This window comes from Sulfurimonas iocasae (assembly GCF_047716755.1).
Lineage (GTDB): Bacteria > Campylobacterota > Campylobacteria > Campylobacterales > Sulfurimonadaceae > Sulfurimonas.
In genome coordinates this window covers 593,270-606,889 of record NZ_CP180409.1, presented here as the reverse complement: position 1 = coordinate 606,889, position 13,620 = coordinate 593,270, and the positions used below count along the sequence as shown (strand labels likewise).

General features: G+C 32.6%; 14 protein-coding genes and 1 rRNA gene. 5 read left to right on the top strand and 10 right to left on the bottom strand.

The window, feature by feature from the left end:
• Position 1: 1 nt before the first annotated feature.
• A complete protein-coding gene (locus tag ACLHDE_RS03115) occupies positions 2 to 1,327 on the bottom strand; it encodes a UDP-glucose dehydrogenase family protein (RefSeq protein WP_415397715.1) in 1,326 nt (441 codons plus the stop codon).
• Positions 1,328 to 1,389: 62 nt separating this feature from the next.
• Between ACLHDE_RS03115 and ACLHDE_RS03110 the strand changes: the two genes are divergently transcribed.
• From ACLHDE_RS03110 to ACLHDE_RS03095, 4 genes are all read left to right on the top strand, one after another.
• Entirely contained in the window at positions 1,390 to 2,649 is a 1,260-nt protein-coding gene (locus ACLHDE_RS03110; protein WP_415397713.1) for a glycosyl hydrolase, read from the top strand.
• Between the two features lie 8 nt (positions 2,650 to 2,657).
• A complete protein-coding gene (locus ACLHDE_RS03105; RefSeq protein WP_415397711.1) occupies positions 2,658 to 3,323 on the top strand; it encodes a phosphatase PAP2 family protein in 666 nt (221 codons plus the stop codon).
• Positions 3,324 to 3,441: 118 nt separating this feature from the next.
• Complete coding sequence (gene waaF / locus ACLHDE_RS03100) at positions 3,442 to 4,416, top strand: lipopolysaccharide heptosyltransferase II (RefSeq protein ID WP_415397709.1); 975 nt, start codon at positions 3,442 to 3,444, stop codon at positions 4,414 to 4,416.
• Positions 4,406 to 5,566, top strand: a complete 1,161-nt coding sequence (locus ACLHDE_RS03095; RefSeq protein ID WP_415397707.1) for an NAD(P)/FAD-dependent oxidoreductase — start codon at positions 4,406 to 4,408, stop codon at positions 5,564 to 5,566. The genes waaF and ACLHDE_RS03095 overlap by 11 nt, the downstream gene beginning before the upstream one ends.
• 18 nt (positions 5,567 to 5,584) lie before the next feature.
• On the opposite strand, the gene ACLHDE_RS03090 is transcribed toward ACLHDE_RS03095, so the two are convergent.
• The 3 genes from ACLHDE_RS03090 to rfaD are packed head-to-tail and all read right to left on the bottom strand — an operon-like array spanning position 5,585 to position 8,609.
• Entirely contained in the window at positions 5,585 to 6,178 is a 594-nt protein-coding gene (locus tag ACLHDE_RS03090) for a hypothetical protein (protein WP_415397706.1), read from the bottom strand.
• Positions 6,172 to 7,602 (bottom strand): D-glycero-beta-D-manno-heptose-7-phosphate kinase, encoded by a 1,431-nt coding sequence (gene rfaE1, locus ACLHDE_RS03085; RefSeq protein ID WP_415397704.1) that lies wholly within the window; start codon positions 7,600 to 7,602, stop codon positions 6,172 to 6,174. The genes ACLHDE_RS03090 and rfaE1 overlap by 7 nt, the downstream gene beginning before the upstream one ends.
• Positions 7,602 to 8,609: an ADP-glyceromanno-heptose 6-epimerase gene (rfaD, locus tag ACLHDE_RS03080; protein ID WP_415397702.1), complete on the bottom strand. Its 1,008-nt coding sequence runs from the start codon at positions 8,607 to 8,609 to the stop codon at positions 7,602 to 7,604. The genes rfaE1 and rfaD overlap by 1 nt, the downstream gene beginning before the upstream one ends.
• A gap of 113 nt (positions 8,610 to 8,722) precedes the next feature.
• Between rfaD and ACLHDE_RS03075 the strand changes: the two genes are divergently transcribed.
• The gene (locus ACLHDE_RS03075; RefSeq protein WP_415397700.1) at positions 8,723 to 9,010 is read left to right on the top strand and encodes a c-type cytochrome; all 288 of its coding nucleotides are present in this window, start codon (positions 8,723 to 8,725) and stop codon (positions 9,008 to 9,010) included.
• Between the two features lie 61 nt (positions 9,011 to 9,071).
• On the opposite strand, the gene ccoS is transcribed toward ACLHDE_RS03075, so the two are convergent.
• The 6 genes from ccoS to rrf all read right to left on the bottom strand — a co-directional run bounded on the left by ccoS (position 9,072) and on the right by rrf (position 13,548).
• Entirely contained in the window at positions 9,072 to 9,287 is a 216-nt protein-coding gene (gene ccoS / locus ACLHDE_RS03070) for a cbb3-type cytochrome oxidase assembly protein CcoS (protein ID WP_415397698.1), read from the bottom strand.
• A gap of 15 nt (positions 9,288 to 9,302) precedes the next feature.
• Positions 9,303 to 11,651 carry a heavy metal translocating P-type ATPase gene (locus ACLHDE_RS03065; protein ID WP_415398503.1) on the bottom strand — a complete coding sequence of 783 codons (2,349 nt, stop codon included), beginning with the start codon at positions 11,649 to 11,651 and terminating at the stop codon, positions 9,303 to 9,305.
• A gap of 43 nt (positions 11,652 to 11,694) precedes the next feature.
• The gene (locus ACLHDE_RS03060; protein WP_415397696.1) at positions 11,695 to 12,180 is read right to left on the bottom strand and encodes an asparaginase domain-containing protein; all 486 of its coding nucleotides are present in this window, start codon (positions 12,178 to 12,180) and stop codon (positions 11,695 to 11,697) included.
• Entirely contained in the window at positions 12,167 to 12,688 is a 522-nt protein-coding gene (gmhB, locus tag ACLHDE_RS03055) for a D-glycero-beta-D-manno-heptose 1,7-bisphosphate 7-phosphatase (RefSeq protein WP_415397694.1), read from the bottom strand. The genes ACLHDE_RS03060 and gmhB overlap by 14 nt, the downstream gene beginning before the upstream one ends.
• 6 nt (positions 12,689 to 12,694) lie before the next feature.
• Entirely contained in the window at positions 12,695 to 13,282 is a 588-nt protein-coding gene (gene gmhA, locus ACLHDE_RS03050; protein ID WP_415397692.1) for a D-sedoheptulose 7-phosphate isomerase, read from the bottom strand.
• Positions 13,283 to 13,432: 150 nt separating this feature from the next.
• A 5S ribosomal RNA gene (gene rrf, locus ACLHDE_RS03045) occupies positions 13,433 to 13,548 on the bottom strand.
• Positions 13,549 to 13,620: the final 72 nt, after the last annotated feature.

Sequence of the window (13,620 nt, the reverse complement as noted above, 5' to 3'; positions counted from 1 at the left end):
ATCAGTTCACACCAATCTGAAAATACTCAAAACCATATTTAGCCATTTTCTCTTTGCTAAACTGATTTCTACCATCAAAAAAGATTGAGTTTTTAAGAAGTTTTTTCATCTCATCAAAATCAGGACTTCTAAACTCTTGCCACTCTGTCACTAGAATGACAGCATCTGCATCTTTAAGTGCATCATATTTACCATCAACATATGAGACTTTATCATTACCTTTTAAGTAATAACTCTCAGCTTCATGTCTAGCTTTTGGATCATAAGCTACAACTTTTGCACCTCTTCTTGTCAACTCATTGATAATTGTAATAGAACTTGCTTCTCTCATATCATCAGTCTCAGGCTTAAAACTAAGTCCCCAGATAGCAAAAGTTTTTCCATCTAGGTTTTCACCGAATCTAGCAATCACTTTGTTTGATATTACAAATTTCTGATCAAGATTAACGGCTTCAACAGCATCTAAAATTCTAGGGTTATATCCAAAATCTTTTGCAGTTTTTGCTAAAGCCTGAACATCTTTTGGAAAACAGCTGCCACCATAGCCACAACCTGGATAAATAAAACTATAACCAATACGACTGTCACTTCCTATACCATTTCTAACTTTATTGATATCAGCACCAACTCTCTCACAGATTTGACTCATCTCATTCATAAAAGATATTTTAGTTGCAAGCATCGCATTAGCTGCATATTTCGTCATTTCAGCACTTTTAATATCCATGCCAATAAAGTACTCATGACGTTTCATAAATGGAGCATATAGCTCTTTCATAATATCCATCGCTTTATCACTATCTGCACCGATTACTACACGGTCCGGATGCAAAAAGTCATTTACCGCTGCACCCTCTTTTAGAAATTCCGGATTAGATACAACGTCGAACTTTATGTCTACACCTCTACGATCAAGTTCTGCCTCTATTGTTGCCTTAACTTTATCTGCAGTCCCTACAGGAACTGTAGACTTATCTACAATAACCATATAATCTTCCATAGACTCACCAATAGTTTTTGCAACAGCCAAAACATACTTTAAGTCTGCACTTCCATCTTCACCCATAGGAGTTCCAACAGCAATAAAAGCTATTTTAGAGTTTTTGATAGCTTCACTAGAATTAGTTGTAAAAGAAAGTGTTTTATTTTTATAATTTTCTAAAGTCATATCTTCTAAGCCAGGCTCATATATAGGGATGATACCTTGCTTTAAATCTTCGATTTTCTTTTCATCTATATCCACACAGGTTACACTGTTTCCCATTTGAGCAAAACATGCTCCACTTACCAAACCTACATAACCTGTTCCAATAATTGATATTTTCATCAAATAATCCCTGTAAATAAATAATTTTATGATTTTATCTTAAAAAGGATATAATTCGCCTTATGAAACTACCATTTAAATGGGATGAGTATTCCGACCAACCAGCACAACTAAAAGAGAAAACATACAAAAAAGAGATGCGTAAGCGAGAGCTTTTCTCTTTAGTTAAAACAATATTCACAGCTATTATTATTCTTCCTTTATCAATTATTGCTATGCCATTTGTCAAAAGAAAACAGATAGATTCATCTGTGTTTTTTTCTATGGGTGTAGATTATCAAAGAGAGCCAGAGTTTACTCTTGAACTTTTAGAAGAGTTAGATACTAAGAGTATTTTACTTCGTCTTAAACTTTGGGAACTTGAAACACTTGATGAGTTAAAAAACTTTTTAATGAAAAATAAAAGTAGAAAAATAATTTTAAAGATTCTTCAAGACAGGGAGCATATAGAAGATTTAGAACTTTTAAGAAAAGATTTAAGAGTCATTTTTAAAGCACTTGATGGACTTGTTGATATTTATGAAATTGGTTCAACAATCAACAGAGCTAAATGGGGATTTTTCTCTGTTGATGAATATAACAGGTTTTATAAAACTGCTTATGACTTAAAAGAGACCGAATTTCCAGATGCCAAGCTCATTGGAAGTGGCGTAATTGATTTTGAATACCACTTCACAGCACACACTCTTTTTAATTTTTTCAAATACCGCTATGATGGTGTTGCATCTTTACTTTATGTAGATAGACGCGGAGCTCCAGAAAATACACAGATGGGATTTACTCTCTCAGATAAAATAGCGTGGCTAAGCACTATGGTTTGGATAAGTCCTAAAAGTGAGCATTCTTTGCATATAACTGAAACAAATTGGCCAATTACAGGCACTGCACCATACGCACCTACCAGTGAGTATGAATGTGTTAGTGAAAAATTATATGCAGATTTCATGCTTAGGTATTACCTTTTATCTTTTGCTTCTCAGCAGGTAAACTCACTATCATGGCATCAGCTTATAGCTCCAGGTTACGGTTTGGTTGATAACCGAGATGGAATTAGAAAACGTTCAGCATTTTATACATATAAGTTTATGATTCAAACCTTGAAACACGCTCAATTTTTAAGACTAGATATAAAAAGAGACTACTATATACTACAATGTCTGGTAAAGAATAGACTTTTACAAATTCACTGGACACTAAAACCTACTACACTCAAAAATGAAGAGTTTTTTGAAGTCTATTCTATGAATGGAGAACTGATAAAAGATGAAATTTTAGAAATTGCTTCTTCTCCTTTATATATATACATTAAAGACGCGGTATAATTGCGTCTATGAATAAAAAATATTTAAATGTAAAACTATACTTCTGGCTACTTTTTTTAGTCTCTTCTCTAATCTTTGTAAGCTTTCCACAAATAGACCTAGATATAGCTTCTCTCTTTTTTGATGGGAAATTATTTTCACTCAACGGCTCATGGGTAGAAGGTATACTCTATCATTCTGTAAGGCCTCTTATTATAATTTTTGCACTATCAAGCATAGCAATATTCATATATAACTATGTTAAAAAGAAAAACCTTTTAGGTATAAATTCTAAGGCTATGCTTTTTATAATTCTATTTCTAACAATTGCACCTGCACTCATAGTAAATGCAACTCTAAAAGAAAACTGGGGAAGAGCACGACCTGCACAAACCATAAACTTTGGTGGACAAAAAGAGTTTACTCCCGCTTTCATACCTAGTAATCAAGATGGTTACTCTTTCTCATCAGGTCATACAGCTGCTGCCTTTAGTCTTTTAGGTTTTGCACTTTTAGCTAAAAGAAGGAAAAGATTGTTTATATCTCTTGTTCTTGTTTACGGTACTTTAGTTTCTATAGCAAGAATGGCTGCTGGCGGACACTTCCTTAGTGATGTTGTCACCTCGTTTTTTATAGTCTATATTTCAACTCATATACTTTATAGACTGATATTTAAAGAGGATTCTGCATATTGAACAAAAATCAATTTATTCAAATATTAGTCCTTCTTCTTTTTAGTTTTATAGTTTTAATGTCCATAGGACTAACTCTATATAACTTCAAAAATATTGTTGAAAAAAACAGGTGGACAAAGTGAAGATATTAGTTATTTTACCAAACTGGCTAGGGGATGCTGTTATGAGTACTCCTGCCATTGAACTTTTAGCATCTCACTACCAAGATGCAAAGTTTACTTTTGTCGGTAGTTATGTAAGTATTGAAGCATTAAAACATCATCCTTTGTGCGAAAAAGCAATAGTAGATGAGACAAAAAAAGCTTCAAATAGATATATAGCAACATACAAACTAGCACGCAACTTAGGTCAGTTTCATCTAGCTATTAGTTTTAGAAACCAACTTCATTCATCTCTTCTTTTAAGGTTTACAAAAACAGTGATTTGTATCTCAAGACGATCATGGCACTCGATATTTTTACTATCTCACACAGCTAATATTCCAACTTCGCAGCATCTGGTAAAACAATATTGTCAGCTAGCTATGACTGATTCTAATCACTGGACTGGAAATATACCAAAGCTAAAACTATATATAAAACCTCAACAATTTAACAAACCAACTCTTGGAATCAATGCAGGTGCAACTTATGGAAGTGCAAAACGTTGGTATCCAGATAGGTTTGCCGAGGTTGCAAAAGAGTTTGCAGATAAATTCGATATTATAATTTTTGGTGGACCAAATGAGGTAGAGATGGCTGGTGAGATTGAGTCAAGTCTCAAATATTTCGGAATAAGAAACTATCAAAACTTAGCAGGAAAAACAAATATAGAAGAACTTTGTTCACATATAGCAGGATGCTCACTCTTTATTACCAATGATAGTGGACCAATGCACGTTGCGGCAGCTTATCAAGTACCTACGGTCGCTATCTTTGGTCCTACAAGGTATAAAGAGACTTCTCAATGGATGAATGAAAAAAGCAGACTTATAAGACATGAGATGGATTGCTCTCCTTGCATGAAAAGAGAGTGCCCATTAGGGCATCATGATTGTATGAACAGTATTACGTCCATTGAAGTTATTAAAGCAGTAAGAACACTTGGCTTCTAAAATATATGATTTTTTAGTTATTGGAGCTGGTTCAGCTGGATGCTCAACTGCTTTTTTTTTACAAAAAAGTGCAAAAAAAGTAGCCATTATTGACAGAGAGGGAATCGCTGGTGGCGCAAGTGGAGTTGCAGGAGCATTTCTTTCTCCACTTCCAGGTAAAAAAAATAATTACAACACCTTCGTAAATAAAGCTCTAAATTTTTCCATTGATTTTTATGAAAAACTAATTCCTGACTCAATTAGTAAAAAAGGTGTACTACGAGTCACAAATGATAATTTTTCAAAAGAAAAGTTAGAAAACAATGATATAGAGTATGAATATTTTGATAGCAACAAACTACAAAACATATCAACTAATTTTAAAGAGATAGATGGTTATTTCTATAAAGATGCAGCTGTTATAGAGCCTCTAAGCATTTGTAATAAGCTTGTTGAAAAATGTGATTTTTACAAAATGGATATTAATGAGTTGGTTTTTAAAGATGGCATCTATTATATACAAGACATTAAAGCAAAAAACATTATATTAGCTCAAGGCGTAAGCAAGTCTATAATAAAACATCCATACTTTGATATATCTCCTATTTTTGGTCTTAGGATAGATGTTAAAACCAGTACAAGAATTCCTTTTAACATACATAAGTCTATCTCAATTTCTACAAATAAAAATGATGGTACAGTTGCTATAGGTGCAACTCATGAGAGGCATGATTCCATACAGCTAGAGTGCATAACAACTTGTGACAAATGTGTCTCTTATGTAGATCATGAAAAAGAGCAAGTTGATTACCTCTTAGAAAAAGCTAAAGAGTTAATTGATTTAGAAGATTTAAAAGTGATAAAAATATATAAAGGTGCAAGAGCTACAATTAAAAGTTATTTTCCTGTTCTTGGAAAAATAGTAGATTATAATAGTTCCCTAAAAAAATATCCATCAATAAAAAATGGTACTAAAATTTCTCAAGAGATGCTGGACTATTATCCAAATATGTATATCATAAATGCTTTGGGCTCTAGAGGGTTCGTTCTTGCTCCATACTTGGCAAAAATATTAAGTGAACATATTCTAAACGAGACTCCGATACCAAAAGATATCTCAACTCAAAAACTTTTCTATAAAAAAGCACGAAAAGACAAATCACAGCCCTAAACAGAGCTGTTTATTTAACTAAAAAGCGAACTTCAATCCAAGGTATACAGAACTATTGTAATTTACATCTCCACCTCTGCCAGTAGCATAGTTAGTGTCTATAGATCTATAACCAAGAATTGCACCGGCATTTTTCATAACTTCAACTTCTCCTTCTACTCTGTATTCAAAAAAGTTTGCTGCATCTCGAAAAGAAAGTACTTCAGGAGCGTAATATAGAAGTCCTTTTATAAATATGGGGAATCTTTCAATAACATCAATGTGGTGCCTAACTTCCAAGCCTACAGGAATAGAGCTAAAGTCCTGAGTGTAGTTGAATTTAACACCTAAGCCAAAAGTCGAGTCACTTCCTTCAACTTTTGTTTGTACCAACATATTTGCTTCTAATAAATCATCAATTGCTCTGCCTCTTCCTAAATCACTATGATCATCAGATGCATGTAAAATTTTTCCACCAACAAGTATATTTTCTGGTTCAATATTTTCATTGTATTGACCCATGTCAAATTTTACGCCAAATTCTAAGTCTTTATCATTTAAATTAAGCTCTGCATTGTGCATAGCAAAGGCGGAAGCTGCACAAACTGTAATTAGTCCAATTTTTCTTAACATAATTTTCCCTCTATTTTTTGAATTGTTTTTGTTGTACTTTTGCCATTAACAAAATCCACAAGTTTTAGATTACTAGCAAATTCAGTTCCAACAACATTCTTATCTTTATAATCACCACCTTTTACAAGTGTATTAGGTTTTATCATTTTTATAAGGTTATAGGGAGTGTCTTCTTCAAAAGGAACAACAAAATCTACAGCTTCAAGAGCTGCTAATATATAAGCTCTATCTTGAGCTATGTTAATAGGACGACTAGGTCCTTTTAACCTTGAAACAGAATCATCTGAATTTAGTCCAACAATAAGTATATCACCAAAGCTCTTTGCTTTTTGAAGATACTTAACATGACCAACATGTAAAATATCAAAACATCCATTTGTAAATACAACTTTCTTACCGTTTGCTTTACAGCGATTTACTATTTGTGCTATATCTTCAAAACTTTTTATATGTGCATCTGATGTGCTTTTATGTAAAGAAGCTTCATACTCTTCTATCTCATCTAAAGTAACGGTTGCAGAACCAATTTTTCCGACAACAACTCCGGCAGCTAAGTTAGCAAAAGATGCTGTTTCTTCTATGGTCTTTCCTGCACTAAGAGCAAAAGCAATAGAAGCTATAACGGTATCACCTGCACCTGTTACATCAAAAACTTCTTTTGCAACGGTAGGGAATTTCTTTACTTCTTTGTCGTATGTTGCAATACCGTCTTCAGAAAGTGTTATTAGAGATATATCTAAATCAACTTCTTTTTTTAACTTCAATAGAGCCTCTTTTAAAGATTCATCATCTTTAATATCTATATTCGTTGCTAAAATCGCTTCTTTCTTGTTTGGAGTTAGAAGATATGCTCCCTTGTATTTTGAGAAGTCACTTCCCTTTGGATCAACCAAAACCTTCACAGCGTTTTCTTTTGCAAGAGAGATAACACCTTGACAAAGCTCAGGTGTTAAAACCCCTTTTCCATAATCAGAAAGTATAATAGCATCGTAAGAAGCTATACTACTTGAGATAGAAGTTATAATTTTTTTAACAGACTCGCTTTCAATCTCACTCTTACTCTCTTTATCATATCTAAGAATTTGCTGACTCACAGCTATAATACGACTTTTTTTAGATGTTTTTCTACTCTTTTGAACTATAAGGTTTGAACTATCCACATTAATACTTCTTAGCATTTCTACAAGCTCTAAACCATTATCATCATCACCTATAACACTACTAACACTAACATTTGCTCCAAGAGCTTTAAGGTTATTTATAACATTACCTGCTCCACCAAGAACTGTCGTCTCTTTAGCAATATCAACAACTTGTACAGGTGCTTCAGGAGAGATTCTCTCACAACTACCCCACAAATAGTGATCAATCATTAAATCACCAATAACTAATATCTTTGGAGTGAAGTTTTTAAGAACCTGCATTATTTAACTTCTTCTTCATATATTCTTTTTATCTCACCAACATATGCTTTTATGGCTTCTTCCATTTCAAATCTTGGCTCATATCCTAAAGCTTCTCTAGTTGTAGCTATGTCAGCTTCTGTATGAAACTGATAACTACCTATAAAAGGATTTGGAATATACTCACATTTAAGAGAAGTTCCTAGTTCACGTTGCAAGATATCTACAATATCTTGAAAACTTCTAGCTTTACCTGTTCCAACATTAAAAATGCCACTCTCTTTTGGCTGCATAGCTTTAATATTTGCTTGAACGATATCTTCTATATATATAAAATCACGAAGGATTTTATCACTATCTTCAAAAAGACGAGGATTTTTCCCGGCTAATATTTGATGTCCAAATTGTAAAACCATAGATGCCGTAGTATTTTTAAAATACTCACCTGCTCCATAAACATTAAAATATCTAAGTCCTACTATATGTATATCACACTCTTTCATATATTCACGACTCAAGTTATCCATACTAAGTTTAGAAAAACCATAAACATTTTGTGGAGCTTCCCTTCCTACTCTTTGGGGAGATTGAGCATTGCCATAAGTTGCTGCTGAAGATGCATATATCATATTAGAATCGTGTCTAATTGCTAAGTCTAGTAAATCTTTATAAGCATTTACATTTGTTTTAATCATTAAATTTTGCTCTAATGCAGTAGTGTCAGAAATTGCAGCTTCATGAAAGATATAATCAAATTTATAGTTTATTTCTAAATCAAGAAGCAGTTCTTTATCATTTATATCTCCACTAATCACTTCACCAGTAAAACCTATTAAGTTCTTAAAATGTCCAAAGCTTTTTAAATTTCCATTTGATAATGTTTCACCACTTCTAAAGCTATCCAAAACCACTACTTTTGCATCTGGATGGTTATATTGAAAATAAAAAGCTAAATTCGAACCAATAAAGCCAGCTCCCCCCGTAATTAAAATTGTTTTGTCTTTTAAATCGTCATTTATGTATCTCATTTACCCATCCATCTAGTTTTTATCTAATATAATAATACACTATAATTCATTAATATGTATTTAAGACTCAAATCACTATAATTTGTCTGAAAATTAATTCTCAAGGAAATCAAATGAAAAAAATCGTAATCGCTTCAATTGCTACTTTAGCACTAGCAACAGCTTCAATGGCAGCAGTAAATGGTAAGGCATGTACTTCTTGTCACGGTGCTGACTGGAGTAAAGCAGCTCTAGGTAAATCTAAAGATGTATCTAAAATGACTCATGCTGAGATTGCTACTGCACTTAAAGGTTACAAAGATGGTACTTATGGTGGTCCAATGAAAGGTCTTATGAAAGGTCAAGTTGGAAAATATTCTAACGCTGATTTAGACGCTTTTGCACAAACTATAGGTAAATAATCTATCTGAATTGCCCTTTGGGGCAGTTTACTCTACTACACAACTTTTTAAACTCTCTTTTTTATTCCGGTCTATAACTTTTCTTTAAAGACTCTTTTTTTTCTTCTTGTTTTTTTGCATCATTTAATTCTTCTTCACCGTCAAACTTTGCAGCATTTAAAAATTTCTCTTCATCATCAAACTGACCATTTTTTATAGCCCAAAGAAAAGCAAAAAGCGCAATAGCTCCTAAAAATATAGAAGCTCCTAGCATCATTGCAATTACCCAATTATCCATTTAACACTCCATATTTTAATTTTGTTTCCACTTATATCTTATTCTCATTGAGTTTCCAACAACTAAAAGTGAACTTACTGACATTGATATTGCTGCTACAAGAGGAATAACAAACCCTGCCATAGCAAGTGGAATTGTAATTGCATTATACGCTAAAGATATAAATAGATTTTGTTTTATTAACCCATAAGTAGTACGACTTATTTTAAATGCATCTTGAAGTGATTTTAAGGAATTATTTAATAAAACAACATCTCCTATCTCTACTGCAATATCACTTCCACTACCCATTACTATTCCTATGTCAGCAGATGATAAAGCTAATATATCATTTACTCCATCGCCTACCATTACTACTGTTCTTTTTTGCTCGTGAAGTTTGGCTATATACTCAGCTTTGTTTTCTGGTGTTTGTTCATAAAGAAAATCTGTAATACCAACCTGCTGAGCAACTCTCTTTGCAATATGCTCATTATCACCAGTAAGCATAACAGTTTTAATCTTTCTTTTTTTTAGCTCTTCTACAAGTTCTAGGGCTCCATCTTTTATCTTATCACTAAGTTCATATATAGCAACTACCTTTTTATTTATCACATAATAAAAAAGAGTATTATCTGTGCTAAAATCAATAGATATGTCATGCTGATTTAGAAGCTTTAAATTACCGCCTAAAACTTCTATATCACCGTATTTTGCTTTTATACCTGTAGCTGGTATTTGAGAGAACTCATCAAATATGATCTCTTGTATATTTTCATCTTCTTTTTTTAAGTAGTTGCAGATGCCAGATGCAACTGGATGCTTAGAGAGTTTTGTAAGTGAATGAAGTAACACTTTATCAAACTCACCATAGATATGAACACTTACAACTTCTGGCTTTCCTATAGTTATAGTCCCGGTTTTATCTAAAATTAGTGTATCAATCTTAGCCATAGTCTCAAGCTGAGCTGCTTCTTTAAAGAGTATACCTTTTGTAGCACCAAGACTAAGACCGACTAATGTTGCAACCGGTGTAGCCAGTGCTAAAGCGCAAGGACAGGCTATAACAATAACTGAAATACCAATCATAAAAGAGGTTTCAAAATTATTACCTAAAGCCCACCATACGAAAAATGTTAAAAAAGACAGAGCTAAAATAGCAGTTGAAAAATGTTCTGAGAGTCTATTGGCTATTTGCTGGATTTTTGGTTTTTTGTTTATAGCAGATTCTAAAAGCGTTACAAGGTTTGATAGTGTTGAGTGCTTAAAATCTTTAGAAGCTATAAAATGCACATCCGCGTCTATACTGGTTGTACCACTTATTATGAAATCCCCAACACTTTTATATATTGGTTCACTCTCTCCAGTCAAATTTGACTCATCAAATGAACCATTACCTTTAATAATCTCACCATCTAAAAGAACCTTCTCTCCAGACGCCACGACTACTATATCCCCTACTTTTACATTATCAAGTTTACAAGCAACGATAGCACCGTTAATAAGAAGTTTTACTTCACTAGGAATATGCTTACCGATTACATCTAAGGTATCAGCAGCATTCTTTTTACTTAACACTTCTAAAAACTTACCAATTAGTACAAAAGTAATAATCATACTCACCGAATCAAAATAAGCCTCTCCATGTTCAGTTATTGTAATATAAATAGAGTATATATATGTAAGTAAAGCTCCTGTTGCAACAAGAAGGTCCATGTTAACAACTTTTGCTTTCAATCCGTAATATGCACCTCTAAAAAATACCCAACCGCTATAAAAAAGAACTGGAGTAGCAAGTACTCCCTCAGCAACATTTAGAATAGTTTTTACTTCTTGTGTAATACCGCTGAAATAACCTGCATATTGAGCTACAGCTATCCACATAATATTCATAGAAGCAAAAATTGCAACTGCCATTTTCAGGTAATAAGATTTTCTCTCTTTATTAGCATGAGTCTCTTGAATGGAAGAATCATAAGCAAAAGCATTGTAACCAATAGAACGAATCATATCTATTATTGAAGATAGTTTTACAACATCTCCAGCCCAAATTATGGTAGCTTTGTTGTTTGTAAAGTTTATGTTTGCTTCTATTACACCATCCATTCTATGAAGAGCTTTTTCATTTAACCAGACACAAGCTGAACAGTGAATACCTTCAATAATTAGTGATACTTCATTAAAACCATCACTATTTATCTTAATAAAAGCATCTCTAAAAGACTCTGTATCAAAATTAGATGAGTCTTCATATTTTTTTGTTGGAGGGGTAAGTTTTGTATTTGAAGCTTTATTGTAAAAACTCTCTAATCCTTCATCATTTAAAAGATTAAAAACACCCTGACAGCCATTACAACAGAAAAAATGACTTCCATCTTTAATCATCACTGATTCGTCAAACTCTAGATGACAATGATTACATACCACACTATTTGACAAGTTCAAACTTTCCTAATGTCTTGTTTTTTACTATATTTTGACAAGGTTCAATAAAACCATTCATGCAAATATAGACAGCATTTTCAGTTTTCGCTTTAGCAAAACCAATAGCGATTCCTAGATTTAAGCTTGCTTCAACATTATCTATCTCAAAAGGATTCATAGCACCTGTCAATATAATCTTTCTATCATCAAATATCTCTGATAAAAACTCAGCAGTTATATTAATAGTGTCGGTACCGTGAACTATTATAAAAGTATCATCCTTAGATTCCATAATAATATTAGCAATCATTTTTCTGTCGTTCATATCCATCTCTATGCTATCTTTGTAAATTACACCAGCCACATCATAATCAAAATCAGCACTTTGAAGTATTCTCTCTATAACATCATTATTATATGGAATCTCTAATTCACCGTTTAGTGGATTATATTTTTTATTAAATGTACCACCACTATTAAGTATTAACACTATAAATATCCTCTAATTTTGAAACTATTTTATTTGCTTTAGACGTCTTAACGTTATTAGATTCATCAAAAAGATATGTAGTAGTTAAACCAGCATTTATACCGGCTTGTACATCTCTTTCTTTGTCACCAATCATGATAGAGTTTTTCAGATCAATATTTAGCTCTTTAGAAGCTCGAAGCAACATTCCTGGATTTGGTTTTCTACAACTACACTCACCTGATATTTTCGGATGATGAGAGCAATAATAGACTTTCTTAATATTAATATTATTAGAAGAAAATTCTTTAACCATCCAAGAAGTCAATATATCAAAATCTTCTTTAGTGTAATAACCTCTATCAATTCCTGATTGATTTGTAACAACAACAATTATAAACCCAAGTTTTTGATAATATCTACAAAGATCAAATATACCATCAATAAACTCAAAATCTTTTATTTTGTAAAGATAATCTTTTTCAACATTTATAACACCATCACGATCAAGGAAAAGTGCTTTATTCATATGCAATTAACTTACACCATCACCAAATATCTCTTTCTCTATAATGTCACATATAATATGACCTATTAATATATGAGACTCTTGTATTCTAGGAGTAGAATCAGATGGAACAATCAAAGAATAGTCAGCCAACTTAGCCATTTCTCCTCCATCTCTACCAACTAAAGCAACAGTTGTAATTCCTTTTTCTTTGGCCACTTTAAATGCATTAATAATATTAACAGAATTACCTGATGTTGAGATACCAATAAAAATATCTCCTTCTTGTCCCATACCTTCAAGTTGGCGAGAAAAAACTTTATCATAACCATAGTCATTTCCAATGGCAGTTAAGTTTGACGTATCTGTAGTAAGTGCAAGTGATGGGATAGAAGGTCTATCAAAACCATATCTACCAACTAATTCAGCAGCTATATGCTGTGCATCCGCGGCACTGCCTCCATTACCTGCTAAAATAGTTTTATTAGGACCTCTGTAAAGTTCAACACATAATTTACAAACTTCTGAGATTTCATTTAATAACTTTTCATTTTGATAAATAGCTTGCTTAGTTTCGTAAGATTTTTTAATTTGATTTTTAATATAATTTTTCATCTATAATCCTAAAATAATATATGAAATAATACCATAATTATATATAATTAGTAATGGTTTTCGGACTAATAGATTAACTTGGGTATATTGATTAACAGAAGTATTTGATTAAATAAAGATAAAAAAGGGTAAGTAGTAAAAAATTGATCAACTAGGCAGCGACCTACATTTCCAATCCTGCAAGGATCAGTATTATCAGCGATGAGAGGCTTAGCTTCTGGGTTCGGAATGGAGCCAGGCGTTTCCCTCTCTCTATAGCCACCTAGACAATCAAGTCTAAAGACATCGAAATGTACTTAGACTTGACTGTATGAGTCAATAAAGGGGTATTAATGAGA